This window comes from Blautia sp. CGZ-1-C1, assembly GCF_056504575.1.
Map to the genome: position 1 here is coordinate 1 of NZ_JBWLUT010000118.1, position 17794 is coordinate 17794.

Sequence of the window (17794 nt, forward strand, 5' to 3'; positions counted from 1 at the left end):
GGGGAGATGGCAGCAGTTTTACGCTTCATATGAAAGCAAATGAAATCAAGTGGTATGAAATTTAGTTCTGCAGATTGCAGGAATGATTTTTGGAGCAGGCTCTAGCATCCTACTAAGAAGAACGGCAGAAATCCAGTGGCAGATCAAATCTGCTGCTGAACTTCTGCCGTTTCTTTTAGAGAAGAACTGTCTTTCTATCATAAATTACTGATGAAACCGTTTTCCATATTCAGATGGTGAAATTCCCATACATTTCTTAAATAGTCTGCTGAAATAAAGCTGGTCTTCAATTCCTACCATAGCAGATATTTCTTTTAGGGAAAGTTTATCTTCCTTTATCATAGTAGCCGCTTTCCGTATCCTGAGATTATTCAAATAACTGGTAATATTTGTCCCCACTTCAGATTTAAAAACCCGACACAAATAACTGGAACTAAGATTGACATTAGAAGAAATGGAAGCAAGTGTAAGCCGGTGCATATAGTTCTCTTCCAGATAGGTCAAGGTTTTTGCCACATCGTCTTTATAGTGTCCTTCATTTGAGATAAAAGTCTGATAAATCTTCCTTGCCTCTTCATAGTTTTTAGAGATTTTCCTGGTAAGGCATATCGGGAGCAAAGGACTGATACATCGTTTAAAACGGTTATATAATTTTTTTATCAGCTGCTCAACTTTTACCTGGCTCTATAATCGGTTCCTTCATGGGAAAAAACAACCAGTGCGCTAGAAATCACTTAGAACAAGAATGTAAGGCTGTAATACTCCCTGTACTGCATCAAGAATCATATCACACAAAAGTTTCCCAGATATGGAAAACGCTTCATTTGAAAGGTATTTTTCAAAAGTGACATAGCAGATTGCACAGCCTTTCTCCATAAAAGAAAGATCAGTCTCTGAATGTGCCTGCAAAAATGCTGGAAGTGTAGCCTCTCCTTGAAAAAAGGAGAGGAGTAGCCCTGTTTTATTCGAAGAAGTATTTACATTTAAAGCAGATCTTTCTCCAGCTTTTTTCTGTAGTTTTTCCGTTGTTTTGTTAAGGCATGCCAAAAGATTATCTGGCTGAATTTTTATTTTCAGCAGATAATCGGCTGCCCCGAGGAGCAACGCACTTCTCACAGAATCAAAATCCTCATAGTTGCTAAGTACCAGGATTTGCTCCAGGATATCCCTTTTCCTTCAAAGGTACGGATTAGTTCCAGTCCATCCATTTCCGGCATTTTTAAATCTGTAATGATCACATCTGGCTGATGTTTCTGAATCAATGGCATCGCCTCCAGACCGTTTGAGGCAGTTCCGCAGATAGAAAAACCATGTTCTTCCCAGGGAAGGATAGAACGGAGAGCAATTTTTACGATTGGTTCATCATCTATAATAAGTATGGTATACATATTAATTCCTTTCTGTATTTTTACATTCTGAAACGGAATCCCTATGGTCAGTATTCAGCTTCGGTAAAGTTAAAGTGCAGGTTGTCCCATCACCTGGATGACTTTCAATTTTCAATCCGTATTCCCGGCCAAAGTTCAGCTGTATCCGGTCATTTACATTGGAAACTCCGATTTTTTTGCGATCCTTGTGGGGCGCAAGTGCAGCAGGAGTTACTTCAAACCCTTTCCCATTATCTGTAAGCTCTATCATTATATTTCCATTTTCTTCCCAGCATGTGATCATGATTTCCATGACAGAGCCGTCATCGGAAGAACCATGCATGACCGAATTTTCAGCAAGAGGCTGAAGAATCAGTTTTGGAATAAGGCAGGAAAGCAGTTCATCCTCTTCTGTATGGATGGAATATTCAAAACTTCCTGCATAACGGATTCTAAGAATGGAAAAATAGTTTTCCAAGTTTTCCAGCTCTTCCTGGATGGTAATATACTCATTCTTATTGGTAAGTGTATTTTGTAAAAGACTGCTAAGTGCCTGGATACCATCACTGACGATCTGATCTTTGTGCATAGCAGCCACAAATCGAAGACTGTTTAAGGTATTAAACAGAAAGTGTGGATTTAACTGGTATTGGAGCATCTGTAATTCTAATTCTCTTTTTTTCTCCTCCTGTTCTTTTTGCTGATGAATCAGCCGTTCAATGGTATCCGCCATATGGTTCATGCTTCCGGAAAGATCGGATAACTCATCCGAACAGGTATCCTGGATCCGGACACTTAAATCTCCGTCAGAGATTTTTTTACAAAAATCCAACATACTTCGGATTGGTGATGTGATTCCAAGGTATACGGCTGAGACAATTGCAACACACAGAAGAACCAGAAAAAGGGCAACGATCAGAATCCTTTTCAGCAAGGTGTAGACTTCCGAATTGATATAGTGATAGGGCATGGTATACACGAAAAGCTGATTCAGATTTTTATTAAAGATATATGTGACCAGCTGTTCCTGCCCGTTTTCATCAATACTGAAGGAATCAGTTTTCTTTGGCAGTCTGTTCTCTATGTTTTCCAGTAATTCCTCATCTGCTTTCTGACCCATTCCTACTTTCCTGTCCCAGGAGGAAAGGATAGTACCATCTGTATTCAGATACATGATATTGGAAGAATCAGCCAAACCAATAGGCTCCAGTACCGTTTTTGAAAAGATCTTTTCATCAATAGAGATCAAAGTATAACCAATCACCCGGCTCTGATTGTACTGCTCATAAATTCTGCGGCCCAGAACAAGAATGTCCCTGTCACGATAAGTATGAACATAAGCCCATACATCCCCCGTTTCTGTCTCCAGCCGGCTCAGGAGCATATCCACATCCTCCTGATAGAATCCGTCATATCCGAGATCATAAAAAATATTTCCATCCGTATCATATACGGTTATGTTTTTTGCCTGTGCAGGATAGATGATCTTACTGCGAATCATGGATTGAATCTCAGTGATTGCCTTATTTTTTTCCATATCTGTCATATCCTTGTTCATAAGACCATCTTTGATTTCCTGACTGACACAGATAGAGCCGCACAGATACTGGTATTTTTCAATTTCACTGACCATGTTCAGATTGATCATGGACAAGGTCTGGGAAATGGAAGCGGAAAGTTTTGCCCTAAGTGCGACTGAAAAAATATGAAAAGAATAGCTGCTGATTCCTGCTAATGGTATAATGGAAATCATCAGAAGCGCAATCATAAGCCTGGTTTTAATGCTGAACTTACGGAATCCCTGGTAATGCCGCCTTTTTCTCATTTTAATATTCCTTTTCTCTTACTATAATCAGTTGATGTTACAATCCAAAATTCCTTTATACGTTCATTATACAGGAAAAAGACAGGATAATCCATTTAAAACGAAAATGCAAAAAAAACGTACATATATAGCACAAGAAAATCCATATAGGACAATTTACACAAGAAGATGTTCTATATACAGGAGCGTTTTGTCAATTTACCACAAGCATAATTGCGCTTATAATAACATCATCAGGCAAACATAATAAAGAGCCAATTAAAAGGAGGAACCAACCTATGAAAAAAAGATTTGCAGCTTCTGCCATGATCCTTGCCATGAGTGCAGCTACCGTGCTTTCCCCACTCACCGCATTTGCAGAAACAGAAGAACAGGAACTGAATATTGCCATTTTCCAGGGAGGATACGGAGATGCTTACTGGAATCAGATGGTAGAACTTTTTGAACAGAGCCATGAAGGGGTAAAAGTAAATATGACAATCAGCCCTACCATTGGAGATATTATCCGTCCGCAGATCGTTGCCGGAAATGCACCTGATTTTATCTGTCTCAATGATGGTGGAGAAGACGGTGTAATCCTATCCCTTATCAAAGAACATGCGCTTTTAAATCTGAACGATGTATTTGATGGTGAAAATTATGCCGGAACCGGTACACTTAGGGATGACATTACAGATGGAATCCTGGAAAGTACAAAATGTGCACCTTATGGAGATGATGAGATTTATCTTGCGCCATTTAACAGCGGTCCGCAGGGTCTGATCTATAATAAAACTTTCTTTGATGAGAATAATCTGGAAGTACCAAAGACATGGGACGAATTCTTTGCTCTTGGTGATACCGTAAAAGAAATTGACGGACGTGCACTGTTTACCTATCAGGGAATTTATCCAGGTTATATGGAAGAAATGCTCTGGCCGGCAATCGCAAACGAATGTGGCGAAGATGCACTGAAAAAGATTGCAAATTATGAGGAAGGTTCTTTTAACAACGAAGGTGTATTAAAAGCTCTTACACACATCAAGGAAATTGCAGATAACGGTTATCTCCTTGACGGCACTGTTGGTATGAACCATACCGAATCCCAGACAGAAATGATGCTTGGAAAGGCAGCATTCATCACAAACGGAACCTGGATGGAAAACGAAATGCAGGATGCACCAAGAGAAGATGGATTTGAATTTGCCATGGCTCCAATCCCAACCGAGAATGCAGATGACGTACATTATGTATTTGACAGCTGTGAGCAGTTCTCCATTCCGGCAGCTGCCAAGAATCCAGAACTTGCAAAAGAATTCCTTCGTTTCCTGTACAGTGATGAATCCGTATCTGCATTTGCAGAAGCTTCCGGTGCCCTGTATGCTACAAAGAGTGCTCGTGAAGTAGCAAAAGACAAGCTTTCCACAGCAATTTACAACATGTACGGAATCTATGAAGAAGCCAACGCTTCATCCCTGATCATGAGCTTTGCAGCAGTTCCTGCTGACTGTAAGATCAATCCAAAAGATGAGATCTTCAACCCGATTACTTCTGTTATGAATGATGAAATGACAGTAGAAGAATGGGCACAGAATGTGGAAGACGCTTTTGCTCAGGTTCGTGCAGATATGGAAGCTGCGAACTGATCATGTAGGATAGTTACTTTCAACATATAACATTCAGTAACACATGTTTGGAATTGAACAGTAACACTCCTGGAAAAGCTGCTGCACAATATATGCAGCAGCTTTTCTTGACTCTGATAGCCATAAGATCCGTTGTCCGGCAAAATAATCTGTCGGGCATCCTAAAATAAAAAAGAGGTGACCAAACGTGGTAAAAAAACCAAAATTATTCATTGCCTTGTGTACACTTCCGGCACTGATTCTTACGATCGTTTTCATGATCGCACCAATGCTGAACGCCATTTATCTTTCTTTTACCAGTTCTACTGCACTAAGCGTTGGGTTTAACAGTAAATTTGTATTTTTTGATAACTATATTTACATGTTTCGGGACAAGGACTTCCTTCAGGCCCTGTATAATACCTTTAAATTAATGCTTGTGATCCCCGCTGTGACAATCTTTTTAAGCCTTGTATTTGCGTTTATCCTCACACAGGGACAGTTGAAAGAAAAATCCTTCTACCGTACGGTATTCTTTTTTCCAAGCATCGTCTCCATGACAGTGGTTGGTATTGTGTGGTCCTTTGTTTTTAATCCTACAAGGGGAATTTTTAACCATATGCTGGATCTTTTCCATCTGTCTACCTGGAAACATGCCTGGCTGGGAGAAGGAAAAACAGCGCTCTGGTGTATCGGTGCAGCACTGGTATGGCAGGCAGTGGGTTACTATATGGTCATGCATGTGGCGTCCATTGACGGAATTTCCCAGGAGGTTTATGAAGCAGCCTCTATTGATGGTGCAACGGGAGTCCAGAAGTTCTTTGAGATTACCATTCCACTACTTCGGAAATCTATTGGAACAACTTATATCCTTTCTTTGTCCGGAACCATCAATTTAAGTTTTACATTGTCCAATGTCATGACTGGCGGCGGCCCAAATGGAGCATCCAGTGTCCTTTTACAGTACATGTACACCCAGGGTATGCGAAACGCAAACTTCGGATATGCCATGGCCATTGCTATGTTTACTCTGATACTGGCAGTGATTCTTGCCATGATCTCACGTAAACTGTCGTCTGAAAAGGAATAGGAGGAAACTGATGAAAACTGTAAGAACCTGGTGCACCAGAATCCTAATGATTCTGTTCACGATCGTATTTCTATATCCGCTTTTCTGGAATCTGATGTCTGCATTTAAAACCAATGCAGAATATCTGACAGATCCCTATGCACTGCCAGCAGCACTCAATCTGGATAACTTTGTATGTGCCTGGGAAAAAGCGAATATTGCCGCTTATTTTGGAAATTCCATTTTTGTAACAATTGTGTCCACACTTTTATTGCTTCTGTTTGTGATCCCTATTTCTTATGTACTGGCAAGATACCGTTTTGTAGGCAGCAAACTGATTTCTACTATTTATATGGCTTGTATCTTCCTTCAGGCAACTTATATTATGATTCCTCTGTTCCTGGAACTGCAGGCGGTGAATGGTCTTAACAGCCTTCCTGTACTATGCTTGGTATATGCAGTTATGCAATTTCCGTTTTGTATCTTCACTTTACAGGGATTTATGTCAGCAGTCCCACGTGATTACGAAGAATCCGCAAGGATTGACGGAGCTACCAATATTCAGCTTCTGTTAAAAGTGATGGTACCCCTGGCAAAGCCTGGAATAGCAACAATCACCATGTTAAGCGCAATGGGATTCTGGAACGAATACCCCCTGGCTTTGGTGCTGCTCACAGAAGATGCAAAGAAAACCCTGCCAATTGGAATGGCAAATCTGTTTGAAGTGCAGAAATACGCCACTGACTGGGGCGCTTTATTTGCTGGTCTTGTGATTGTTATGATTCCAACGATCATCATTTATCTCATTGGTCAGAGATATTTGCTGCAGGGAATCGGAGCCGGAGGACTAAAAGGATAATTATTTGATATCTTGAAACAAATGTTTATGAATAAGGAGGGAACAAATGCCAACAGATCAGGAATTGATTAAAGTGGTTCCGTCAAAAAGACAGCTTGCCTATCAGGCTACAGAATTTTATGCTTTTTTTCACTTTGGAATGAATACATATACAAATCGGGAATGGGGAGACGGAACCGAAGATCCGGAAATTTTTAATCCGACAGAATTTGATGCCAGACAGTGGGTGGAGGCGGCCAAAAATGCAGGTATGAAAGGTGTGATCCTCACCTGTAAACATCATGATGGATTCTGCCTGTGGCCAACAAAATACACAGCTCACAGCGTAACAGCAAGTCCATGGAAAAACGGGCAGGGAGACATAGTACGAGACGTAGCGGATGCCTGCAGGGAGTACGGAATGAAGTTTGGAATCTATCTTTCTCCATGGGACCGAAACCAGCCTTGTTATGGAAGCGGGAAAGAATACAATGATTACTATATTTCCCAGCTCACAGAACTTCTGACAGGATATGGGGACATTTTCAGCGTATGGCTGGATGGAGCCTGCGGGGAAGGGCCAAATGGGAAAAAGCAGGTCTACGACTGGGAGCGCTATTATGCCTGTGTGCGTAAATACCAGCCAGATGCCTGCATCTGTGTATGCGGACCGGATATTCGGTGGTGCGGAAATGAAGCCGGTGATGTGCGAAAATCAGAGTGGAGTGTTGTCCCTGCCCGCACTGCACTGGCAGAAAGCGTTCAGGAAAAGAGCCAGCAGTCAGACGATGCTGAATTTCGTCAGCGAAAAATCACCAGTGATATGGAAGACCTTGGAAGCCGGGAAGTCCTGAAAGGAGAAAATGATCTGATCTGGTATCCTGCAGAAATAAACACTTCCATAAGACCTGGATGGTTCTATCATAAAGAAGAGGACAATAATGTCAAAAGCCTGGAAGAATTAAAACATATTTATCTAGGCTCAGCAGGAGGAAATGCAACTTTTCTTTTGAATATCCCACCAATGCCAAATGGACTGCTCCATGAAAATGACGTAAACCGTCTGAGGGAATTTGGAGAGTGGAAACAGGAAGCCTTTTCCTGTAATCTGGCAAAAACGGCAGATGTTTTTTCCAAAGATGAGAATCCGGACCATCCGGTATGCAATCTGCTGGAGGGTACTTCTAATACCTGGTATCAGCCTAAAGAGGGTAAAATTCCGACTGAACTTATTTTTTCCCTGCCAGAAGTCAGGCGTGTTGGTTATCTGGTGCTAAAAGAAGCAATCCAGTACAGCCAGAGAGTGGAAGCGTTTCAAGTAGCCGTAAAGACAGACGAAAATATTGATTGGGAAAAGATATATGATGGAACTGTAATTGGATATCAGAAGATCATTCCAGTTTTTCGAGAGAATGTAAAAGAAGTAAAAATTCTGATCCGGGATTTCAGAGTTTTACCACTGTTATCATTTGTGGGAATATACCAAGATCGTGGTCAGGCTGACTAGAAATATATTTCTGGAGAGGATGAGAAGATGGATTATTTATCAATGACTTTTAAGCAGCCGGCCGCCAAGTGGTATGAAGCATTGCCCCTTGGAAACGGGTCCATGGGGGCAATGTCTTATGGACGATTTCAGAATGAAAAAATTGAATTAAACCTTGACACCCTCTGGTCTGGAACCGGGAAGCGTAAAGAAAATCCAAACAGGGAGATTGACTGGGAATTTCTCAGAAATAACATCTTTGATGAAAAATATCAGGAAGCAGAAGATTACTGCCGGGAGAATGTGCTTGGTGATTGGACAGAAAGTTATCTTCCAGCCGGTAATTTAAAGATTGATGTAAAAGTACCTGTATTGACAGAAGCAGGCAGCTATAAAAGACAGCTTTCTTTTAAAGAAGCCATAGAAAATGTGGAGTTTTGCCAGGAAGGAAAGAGATATCAAAGGGAATTTTTTGTAAGTATGGCTGAACCTGTTATGGCACTTCATTATCATTCCGGCAAAGATTGTAGCCTTGAAATGGCATTGTCCTTGGAAAGTCAGATACACCATCAGACTTCTTTGTTTGAAAAAAACGGACTTCTTATGGAGGGACAGGCTCCTGTTTCTGTTGCTCCTCCTTATTATTCCTGCAAGAATCCGATTGTATATCAAGAAGGACTGGGAATCCGTTTTGCCATCTGTCTGTATGTGCAGACAGATGGCAAAACTGTTCAGCAAGAAAACAAGCTGTATATAAAAGATGCCCGGAATGTTTTTGTTTATTTATCTGGACTGACAGACTTTGAACAGAAGGATTTTTATCTATCCCGGAAAAAACAGATGCTGGAACGTTTGAGATTTTATCAGTATGATAGGGTAAAAATGGCACATTTGAAAGAATATGCAAAGTACTTTGACCGGGTAAGTTTTACCCTTAACGATACCAAAGAAAATAACTTTGTGTTAAAAATGTTCTACTTTGCCAGGTACCTGATGATTTCTTCCTCAAAACCAGGTTCCCAATGTACAAATCTTCAGGGAATCTGGAACCATTCCATGCGTGCCCCCTGGAGCAGTAATTATACGGTAAATATTAACACGGAAATGAATTACTGGATGGCAGAAAAAGGAAATTTAAGTGACTGTCACGAACCTTTGTTCCAGCTCATAGAACGAACAGCAAAAAGAGGGATAACAACAGCAAAAGATGTTTATCACTTAAATGGCTGGGTAAGCCACCATAACCTGGATATCTGGGGGCATTCCAATCCGGTGGGACACTTTGGACAGGATGAAAATCCCTGTACCTATTCTATGTGGCCTATGAGTTCCGGATGGTTGTGTCGGCATTTATGGGAACATTATTGCTACACTGCTGATGAAACATTTTTAAAAGAAAGGGCATTTCCTTTAATAAAAGGAGCTGTGGAATTTTATCTTGGCTACCTGGTTCCATACAAAGATTTTCTTGTGACAATTCCTTCCACGTCACCAGAAAATACTTTTGCAACTCAGGATCATACCAGCCATAGCCTTACCTTTGCTTCCACCATGGACATAAGTATTTTGAAGGAATTGTTTGAAATCTATCTGAAAGCCTGCAAAATTCTGAACTGTACAGATTTAACAGCCCAGGTAAAAGTAGCTCTGAAAAAACTTCCGCCCTGGAAAATCGGAAAAGAAGGGCAGCTACAGGAATGGTTTTATGATTATCCGGAAATGGATATTCACCACAGACATCTTTCCCATTTATATGGCCTGTACCCTGGAAATCTGATTTCCAGGGAGAATCCAGAACTTCTGGATGCCTGCCGTGTGGTACTGGAAAGAAGAGGGGATGAAGGAACCGGATGGTGCATGGCCTGGAAAGCCTGCCTGTGGGCAAAACTTGGTGACGGGAATCATGCATTGAAACTTCTAAAAAACCAGCTGTGCTTTACCAGAGAAGAAGAATGTAGTCTGACAGGAGGTGGGATCTATCCCAACATGCTTTGTGCCCATCCACCATTTCAGATTGATGGGAATTTTGGCTTTGCAGCAGCTGTTCTGGAAATGCTGATCCAATATGAAGGAGATAAGATTTTTCTGCTTCCTGCACTGCCAGATGAGTGGACGGATGGGAGAATAAGCGGTCTTAAAGCACCTGGAGGGATTACCATTGGTTTTAAATGGAAAAATAAGTGCGTCACAGAAATATCTTTAAATTCCATATGCCGTACAGAATGTATAATCCTGTATAATGGCTGTGAAGAAAAAATAGTTTTAAATGCAGAGGAGATTCAGATATGATCTCTCGGAATCTTGAGGATCATGCCAGCAAAACTCTGGCATTGAACTTTGAAAATTGAACATTTCCCAGAAAGGAAAGAACAGAGCTGTTTGTCAACGGCGTATGAAGGAAGCGTCTTGTAAAAAAGGAGGGACAGCAGACAATTTTCACCATTTCCACAAAAGCACACGATTTCTCTTGAATTTCTGAAATGACCTGTATTATAATAGGATAATTAACGGCATATATCACAGCCGGTACCGCCGTGACCAAATGCCGTTTTCGGGGTAAAAATAAGTTCAAAAATGAGCATTATTTTTCCCACTTATTCAGAAAAAAGGCACTATCCAAATCTAAACAGAAGAAGTTCTGTATTTGGCAAATAGTGATAAATTGTGAGAGGAAAAGAATGAGAAAATTAGCACTTAGTGACGAAATATTGCTCAGTGTTGACAAAGCAGCACGTTATATCGGCGGGGAAGTCAACTCTGTGATGAAAGATAAAAATAAAGTAGACATTCGTTTTGCCATGTGCTTCCCGGATGTCTATGAAATCGGCATGTCAAACCTTGGCATGATGATTCTCTACAATATGTTCAACGAACGTGAGGATGTCTGGGCGGAGCGTGTATTTTCTCCGTGGCTGGATCTGGATAAGATCATGCGTGAGAAAGAGATTCCGCTTTTTGCACTGGAATCTCAGGAACCGGTAAAGAATTTTAACTTCCTTGGAATCACTCTTGGATATGAAATGTGCTATACCAACGTCCTTCAGGTATTAGACCTGAGTCATGTTTCACTCCTTGCAAAAGACCGTGAGGAAGATGATCCTATTGTGATCGGCGGCGGTGCATGCGCATATAATCCTGAACCGATTGCCGAATTTTTTGATATGTTCTATATCGGCGAAGGCGAAACTGTCTATGATGCTTTGTTTGATGCTTATAAGGCAAATAAGGCAGCAGGCGGCTCCAGAAAAGATTTTCTTTTCGCAGCTTCTCAGATTCCGGGAATCTATGTTCCATCTTTATATAATGTAACTTACAAGGAAGACGGAACCATTGCTTCCTTTACTCCCGCCAGAGAGGGTGTACCGGAAAAAGTCTGTAAACAGCTGATTACAGACATTACTAAAGAATATCGTGCAATCAAAGCGCCTGTTGTTCCTTTTATCAAAGCAACCCAGGATCGTGTTACCCTGGAGATCCAGCGTGGATGTATCCGCGGATGCCGCTTCTGTCAGGCAGGTATGATTTATCGTCCTACCAGAGAGCGTGATGTGGAGACTCTGAAGGCAAGTGCCAGAGAAATGCTTCAGAATACCGGACATGAAGAAATTTCTTTAAGCTCTTTAAGTTCCAGTGACTATTCTGAACTGAAAGAACTGGTAAACTTTTTAATCGAAGAGTTACATGGAAATGCCGTAAACATTTCCCTTCCATCCTTGCGTATTGATGCGTTTGCCCTGGATGTTATGAGTAAGGTACAGGATGTAAAGAAAAGCAGCCTTACCTTTGCTCCGGAAGCCGGTTCCCAACGTCTGCGTAATGTTATCAACAAAGGTCTTACTGAAGAGGATATCCTTCATGGTGCAGGAGAGGCTTTCAAGGGCGGATGGAATCAGGTAAAACTTTACTTTATGCTTGGTCTTCCGACAGAGACGGAAGATGATATGAAAGGTATCGCCCATCTTGCCCAGAAAATCGCAGAAACTTATTATGAAGAAGTTCCGAAAGAAAAACGTAACGGCAAAGTTCAGATTAACGTAAGTACCTCTTTCTTTGTTCCAAAACCATTTACTCCATTCCAGTGGGCCGGTATGTACAGAGAAGAAGATTTCGTAGAAAAGGCGAAAGTAGTTAAGAGTGAGATCCGCGCACAGGTAAATCAGAGAAGTATCCGATACAACTGGCATGAACCGGATGTGACAATCCTGGAGGGATTCCTTGCCAGAGGTGACCGCCGTTGTGCACAGGTTATCCTGAAAGCATATGAAAAAGGCGCAATCTACGATGCCTGGTCAGAGAGTTTTGATTATAATATCTGGAAAGAATCTTTTGCAGAAACTGATACAGATATTGATTTCTACACACTCCGTGAACGTTCTACAGACGAAATCCTGCCATGGGATTTTATTGATGCAGGAGTGACTAAGAAGTTCCTGATCCACGAATGGGAGCAGGCAAAGAACGAAACCGTAACACCAAACTGCCGACAGAAATGTTCCGGCTGCGGTGCTATGCGTTATGGCGGAGGTGTATGTTATGAAGGTAAGAATTAAATTCAGCAAAGAGGGTCCGGTTAAATTTGTTGGACATCTGGATACGATGCGTTATTTCCAGAAGGCAATCCGCAGGGCAAATCTTCCGGTAGCTTTTTCCGGCGGATACAGCCCGCATATGATTATGTCTTTTGCAGCACCACTTGGTGTCGGCACTGAGAGTCTGGGAGAATATTTTGACCTGGAACTTGTAGAAACAATTCCTACCTCAGAGATTACCAGACGTCTGGATGAAGTAATGGTTGAAGGTGTTCATGTGATCAGTACCCGTCAGGTAGAAGACGGAAAGGCAGGTAAGGCAATGTCTCTGGTGGCAGCAGCCGATTATTACGTAGAATTCCGTCCTGGAAAAGAACCGGAAATCTCCTGGAGAGATAAAATCAATGATTTCCTTGCACAGCCGGAGATTAAAGTAATGAAAAAGACGAAGCGAAGCGAAAAAGAAATCGATATCCGCCCTTTTATCTATAAAATGGAAATTCAGGGCGATAAGATTTTCATGATGCTTGCTTCCGCAAGTGCCAATTATACAAAACCAGAGCTTGTAACAGATACTTTCTTTTCCTGGCTTGGTGTTGAACTTCCGGAATTTGCTTATACGATCAAACGTCTGGAAGTATACGCAGACAAAGGCAATGAAGAAGAACATAAATTTGTAACTCTGGAAGCATTAGGTGAAGAAGTTGAGTAAACTGGTCATTACACAAATGGAAATCCGACAGGTTTCCTGTTATGTATGTGCATACGAAGAAGATGGAAGAATCATGGAGCTGCGTTTCGAACCGGTCGACAGGAAATCTTCTCTTGGCAATATTTATGTCGGACAGATTGAGAATGTCGCTGCCAATATCGGGGCTGCTTTTGTACAGATCTCAGCCAATGAGAAATGTTATCTCCAGCTTTCTGATGCGCAAAATGCGATCTACACTTCTGTAAGAAAGGGAAATCGCCCGTTAAAATCCGGCGACGAAATTCTGGTACAGATCAGTCGCGATGCAATGAAAGGCAAGCTTCCGGCAGTAACCACCAATCTGAATTTTACTGGAAAATATCTTGTTCTTACAACAGGAGATAAGAAGTTCGGATTATCTTCCAAACTTTCTAACGAAGACAGAAGTCGTCTCAGCAAATGGATGGAAGAAGAGATCAACCGCCCGGATAAAGAGTTTGGAATCATTGTCCGCACAAATGCCGCAGATGCCTCAAAAGAGGAAATTCAAAAAGAACTGGAGTATCTGAAAGGTCTGTATCAGAAAGCTGCTGTAGATGGCAGATCACGTACCTGCTTCAGCTGTGTCTATCGGACCGAGCCTTTTTATATCTCTGCAGTCCGGGATGCCAACAGCCGAAATCTTGAAGAAATCGTAACGGATATTCCGGAAATCTCTCAGCAGATTTCTGATTATCTTGAAAACAACAGCCCGGAAGAAAAAGATAAACTGCGCTTTTACGAAGATAAACTTCTGCCTCTTTATAAACTTCACCGTCTGGAAACCGTGCTGGAAGAGATTCAGCACGAAAAAATCTGGCTGAACAGTGGCGGTTTTCTGGTAATCCAACAGACAGAAGCATTTGTATCTATTGATGTAAACAGCGGTAAATTTACAGGCAAAAAGAAAATGCAGGAAACCTATCGTAAGATTAATCTGGAAGCTGCAAAAGAGATTGCCCGACAGCTGCGCCTTAGAAATTTGTCGGGGATTATCCTGATTGACTTTATTAATATGGAGAATCCTGACCATCAGGATGAACTTTTCCATGTATTGCAGAAATATCTTCGCAAAGACCCGGTAAAGTCAAAAGCGGTTGATATCACTCCACTGCATATCCTGGAACTCACCAGAAAGAAAGTTCGCAAGCCTGTAATTGAAGATATCAGAGAATTATAGATTACTGTTCACTCCGCGCCCAGTAACACGCTTCGCGCGGTATGTCTCGGGATTTTGGCATTCACATGCCAAAACACCTCGCGGGATAGTGGCGTGTGAACAGTAACAATTATAGCTGCTAAAAAATATTTAAAAATTCCAAAAAAACATATTGACAAATCGAATTTTGTCCGCTATTATAAACGAGATGCCGCACAGAGAGGTACAAGCACCGAAAGGTCACCATATCTGGCGAGTAAAGATTATAGGAGGTGCCACAGATGTACGCAATTATTGCAACAGGTGGTAAACAGTACAAAGTTGCTGAAGGCGACGTAATCAGAGTTGAGAAACTCGGTGTTGAAGCTGGTGAAACTGTTACTTTTGATAATGTTATTGCAGTAAGCAATGATGGATTAAAAGCTGGTGAAGATGTAAAAGATGCCAGTGTTACCGCTACTGTAGTTGAGAACGGTAAAGCAAAAAAAGTTATCGTTTACAAATACAAGAGAAAAACTGGATATCACAAGAAAAACGGTCACAGACAGCAGTACACTAAAGTAAAAATCGAAAAGATTAACGGTTAATCTGGTGTCATTATGATTACAATTACAGTTAAGAAGAGAAATGGAAATTATCTGGAATTTGTTTCAAAAGGTCACGCCGGATATGCAGAAGAAGGACAGGATATTGTCTGTGCTGCTGTTTCTGTACTGGTGATTAATACTGTGAATTCTCTTGAGGCGTTTACAGACGATCAGTTTGAGGTACAGGAAGATGATGGTTATGTATCTTTTCATTTCACGACTCCGGTTTCTGAGAAGGGAAAACTTCTCATGGATTCGCTGATTCTCGGATTAACAGAAATTGAACATAGTTATAACAATCGATATTTGACAGTAAAAGTCAAGGAGGTGTAACAACATGATGAAAATGAACCTTCAGTTATTCGCACATAAAAAAGGAGTTGGTTCTACAAAGAACGGTCGTGATTCCGAATCCAAGAGATTAGGTGCGAAGAGAGCAGACGGACAGTTTGTTAAAGCTGGAAATATTCTTTACAGACAGCGCGGAACTAAGATCCATGCTGGTGAAAACGTAGGTTGCGGTAAAGATTATACTTTATTTGCACTGAAAGATGGTGTAGTAAGATTTACCAGAAAAGGACGCGATAAGAAACAGGTTTCTATCGTTCCAGTAGAAGCAGAATAATCTGGTTAAGCGGAAGGCTTCAAATCTGACAGGGTTTGGAGCCTTTCTTTTAAATTAAATATAAAAAGGACAGAGGTGTGTCATATGTTTGCAGACAGAGCGAAAATCTATATCCGCTCCGGTAAAGGCGGCGACGGCCATGTAAGTTTCCGAAGGGAATTATATGTTCCGAATGGTGGACCTGACGGTGGCGATGGCGGCCGTGGAGGAGACGTGATATTTGAGGTAGATGAAGGCCAGAACACCCTTGGCGACTACCGACACAGAAGAAAATATAAAGCAGAAGACGGGCAGGAAGGCGGCAAAAAACGCTGCCATGGTGCCGATGGAAAAGATGTCATCTTAAAAGTTCCGGAAGGAACAGTAATCATGGATGCTGCATCCGGCAAGGTAATTGCAGATATGTCCGGCGAAAACAAACGCCAGATCGTATTAAAAGGCGGAAGAGGCGGCAAAGGAAATCAGCATTATGCAACTGCAACCATGCAGGTTCCGAAATACGCCCAGCCAGGTCAGCCTGCACAGGAACTTGAAGTTCTTCTTGAACTGAAAGTAATCGCAGATGTAGGTCTTGTTGGATTTCCGAATGTTGGAAAATCCACATTCCTTTCCCGTGTCACCAATGCTCAGCCAAAGATTGCCAACTACCATTTTACAACCCTGAGTCCAAATCTTGGTGTTGTCGATACTGAAAATGGTGGTTTTGTAATTGCTGATATTCCTGGACTGATCGAGGGTGCTTCTGAAGGCGTAGGACTCGGACACGAGTTCCTTCGTCATATCGAACGTACCAGAGTCATTATCCATATCGTAGATGCCGCATCTACAGAAGGACGCGACCCAATTGATGATATTTATAAGATCAACAAAGAACTGGAAGCCTATAATCCTGAAATTGCTGCAAGACCGCAGGTGATCGCAGCAAATAAGATTGACTGTATCTATACGGAAGACGGCGAAGAGAGTCCGATCGATAAACTAAAAGCTGAATTTGAGCCGAAAGGTATTCAGGTTTATCCAATCTCCGCAGTCAGTGGACAGGGTGTCAGAGAACTCTTATTCCATGTAAAAGAGCTTCTCGATAACTGTAAACAGGAACCGATTGTATTTGAGCAGGAGTTCTTCCCGGAAGATATGCTTATGGGTGAAAATCTTCCATATACCGTGGTACAGAGTCCTGAAGATCCGACCATCTTCGTAGTTGAAGGTCCGAAGATTGAGAAAATGCTCGGATATACAAACCTTGACTCTGAGAAAGGTTTTGCATTCTTCCAGAAATTCCTGAAAGAGGGAGGCATCCTGGAAGAACTTGAGAAGGCAGGCATTCAGGAAGGCGATACTGTACGTATGTACGGATTTGATTTTGACTACTATAAATAAATTCAATAATGAAACAGATGTGGTAAAACGGATGATTCAATCCGTTTGCAGAGAATAATAGAGGAAAATAAAAATGACAAGTAAACAGAGAGCTTATTTAAAAGGTCTTGCAATGACAATGGATCCAATCCTTCAGCTTGGAAAGGGTGGTCTTACTCCTGAGAACACGGCTGCTGTAGATGAGGCGCTTGCAGCCAGAGAACTGATCAAGATCAGTGTTCTCCAGAACTGCCTGGAAGATCCGCGCCAGATGGCTGAGGTTCTGGCAGAACGTACACGTTCCCAGATTGTACAGGTTATCGGCAAGAAAATTGTTTTATACCGCGAAGGCAAAAACGAAAAGAAAAAAATCGAATTACCCAGAAAATAATACGGAGTTTTTTATGGCTGACATCAAACACAGAATTGGTATTATGGGCGGTACATTTGATCCCATCCACATGGGGCATCTGATTCTGGGAGAGAAAGCATACGAACAGTTTCAACTGGAAAAGGTACTGTTCATGCCTTCCGGAAATCCGCCTCACAAGAGGAACCGTCAGGGACGTGCCACAGATGAAGAAAGAGTTGAAATGGTCCGCAGGGCGATTGCCGG

Annotated in this window: 17 protein-coding genes; 14 read left to right on the forward strand and 3 right to left on the reverse strand. The window is 41.7% G+C overall.

Going from position 1 to position 17794, the window contains the following annotated elements:
* Positions 1-204: 204 nt before the first annotated feature.
* The 3 genes from AC058W_RS11215 to AC058W_RS11225 form a co-directional block, all read right to left on the reverse strand.
* Positions 205-516 carry a helix-turn-helix domain-containing protein gene (locus AC058W_RS11215; protein ID WP_243104157.1) on the reverse strand — a complete coding sequence of 104 codons (312 nt, stop codon included), beginning with the start codon at positions 514-516 and terminating at the stop codon, positions 205-207.
* Positions 517-1112: 596 nt separating this feature from the next.
* Entirely contained in the window at positions 1113-1388 is a 276-nt protein-coding gene (locus AC058W_RS11220) for a response regulator (protein ID WP_479390094.1), read from the reverse strand.
* Between the two features lies 1 nt (position 1389).
* On the reverse strand, positions 1390-3192 hold the full coding sequence (locus AC058W_RS11225) for a sensor histidine kinase (RefSeq protein WP_118610110.1): 1803 nt from the start codon (positions 3190-3192) through the stop codon (positions 1390-1392).
* Positions 3193-3470: 278 nt separating this feature from the next.
* Here AC058W_RS11225 and AC058W_RS11230 point away from each other — a divergent pair, with 278 nt between their 5' ends.
* The 14 genes from AC058W_RS11230 to AC058W_RS11295 all read left to right on the forward strand — a co-directional run.
* The gene (locus tag AC058W_RS11230) at positions 3471-4817 is read left to right on the forward strand and encodes a carbohydrate ABC transporter substrate-binding protein (protein ID WP_117677168.1); all 1347 of its coding nucleotides are present in this window, start codon (positions 3471-3473) and stop codon (positions 4815-4817) included.
* A gap of 187 nt (positions 4818-5004) precedes the next feature.
* A complete protein-coding gene (locus AC058W_RS11235; protein ID WP_117677169.1) occupies positions 5005-5886 on the forward strand; it encodes a carbohydrate ABC transporter permease in 882 nt (293 codons plus the stop codon).
* 10 nt (positions 5887-5896) lie between these two features.
* Positions 5897-6724, forward strand: a complete 828-nt coding sequence (locus AC058W_RS11240) for a carbohydrate ABC transporter permease (RefSeq protein ID WP_118610109.1) — start codon at positions 5897-5899, stop codon at positions 6722-6724.
* A gap of 46 nt (positions 6725-6770) precedes the next feature.
* On the forward strand, positions 6771-8210 hold the full coding sequence (locus AC058W_RS11245; RefSeq protein ID WP_118610108.1) for an alpha-L-fucosidase: 1440 nt from the start codon (positions 6771-6773) through the stop codon (positions 8208-8210).
* Between the two features lie 27 nt (positions 8211-8237).
* Positions 8238-10478, forward strand: coding sequence for a glycoside hydrolase family 95 protein (locus AC058W_RS11250; protein ID WP_118610107.1), 2241 nt, complete (start codon positions 8238-8240; stop codon positions 10476-10478).
* Between the two features lie 389 nt (positions 10479-10867).
* The gene (locus AC058W_RS11255) at positions 10868-12739 is read left to right on the forward strand and encodes a TIGR03960 family B12-binding radical SAM protein (RefSeq protein ID WP_117677173.1); all 1872 of its coding nucleotides are present in this window, start codon (positions 10868-10870) and stop codon (positions 12737-12739) included.
* Positions 12723-13430, forward strand: a complete 708-nt coding sequence (locus AC058W_RS11260; protein ID WP_117677174.1) for a TIGR03936 family radical SAM-associated protein — start codon at positions 12723-12725, stop codon at positions 13428-13430. Before AC058W_RS11255 ends, AC058W_RS11260 begins: the two co-directional genes overlap by 17 nt.
* Positions 13414-14628, forward strand: a complete 1215-nt coding sequence (locus AC058W_RS11265; RefSeq protein ID WP_330489887.1) for a ribonuclease E/G — start codon at positions 13414-13416, stop codon at positions 14626-14628. The genes AC058W_RS11260 and AC058W_RS11265 overlap by 17 nt, the downstream gene beginning before the upstream one ends.
* Before the next feature lie 260 nt (positions 14629-14888).
* Entirely contained in the window at positions 14889-15194 is a 306-nt protein-coding gene (rplU, locus tag AC058W_RS11270) for a 50S ribosomal protein L21 (protein WP_020993901.1), read from the forward strand.
* Positions 15195-15206: 12 nt separating this feature from the next.
* Positions 15207-15527 carry a ribosomal-processing cysteine protease Prp gene (locus AC058W_RS11275; RefSeq protein ID WP_118246867.1) on the forward strand — a complete coding sequence of 107 codons (321 nt, stop codon included), beginning with the start codon at positions 15207-15209 and terminating at the stop codon, positions 15525-15527.
* 4 nt (positions 15528-15531) lie between these two features.
* Positions 15532-15819 carry a 50S ribosomal protein L27 gene (rpmA, locus tag AC058W_RS11280; protein ID WP_008703124.1) on the forward strand — a complete coding sequence of 96 codons (288 nt, stop codon included), beginning with the start codon at positions 15532-15534 and terminating at the stop codon, positions 15817-15819.
* Between the two features lie 84 nt (positions 15820-15903).
* A complete protein-coding gene (gene obgE, locus AC058W_RS11285; RefSeq protein ID WP_118246866.1) occupies positions 15904-17199 on the forward strand; it encodes a GTPase ObgE in 1296 nt (431 codons plus the stop codon).
* A 73-nt stretch (positions 17200-17272) separates the two neighbouring features.
* Positions 17273-17569, forward strand: a complete 297-nt coding sequence (gene yhbY, locus AC058W_RS11290; protein WP_008703127.1) for a ribosome assembly RNA-binding protein YhbY — start codon at positions 17273-17275, stop codon at positions 17567-17569.
* Between the two features lie 13 nt (positions 17570-17582).
* The coding region (locus tag AC058W_RS11295) for a nicotinate-nicotinamide nucleotide adenylyltransferase (RefSeq protein ID WP_479390095.1) at positions 17583-17794 on the forward strand (212 nt) is incomplete at its 3' end.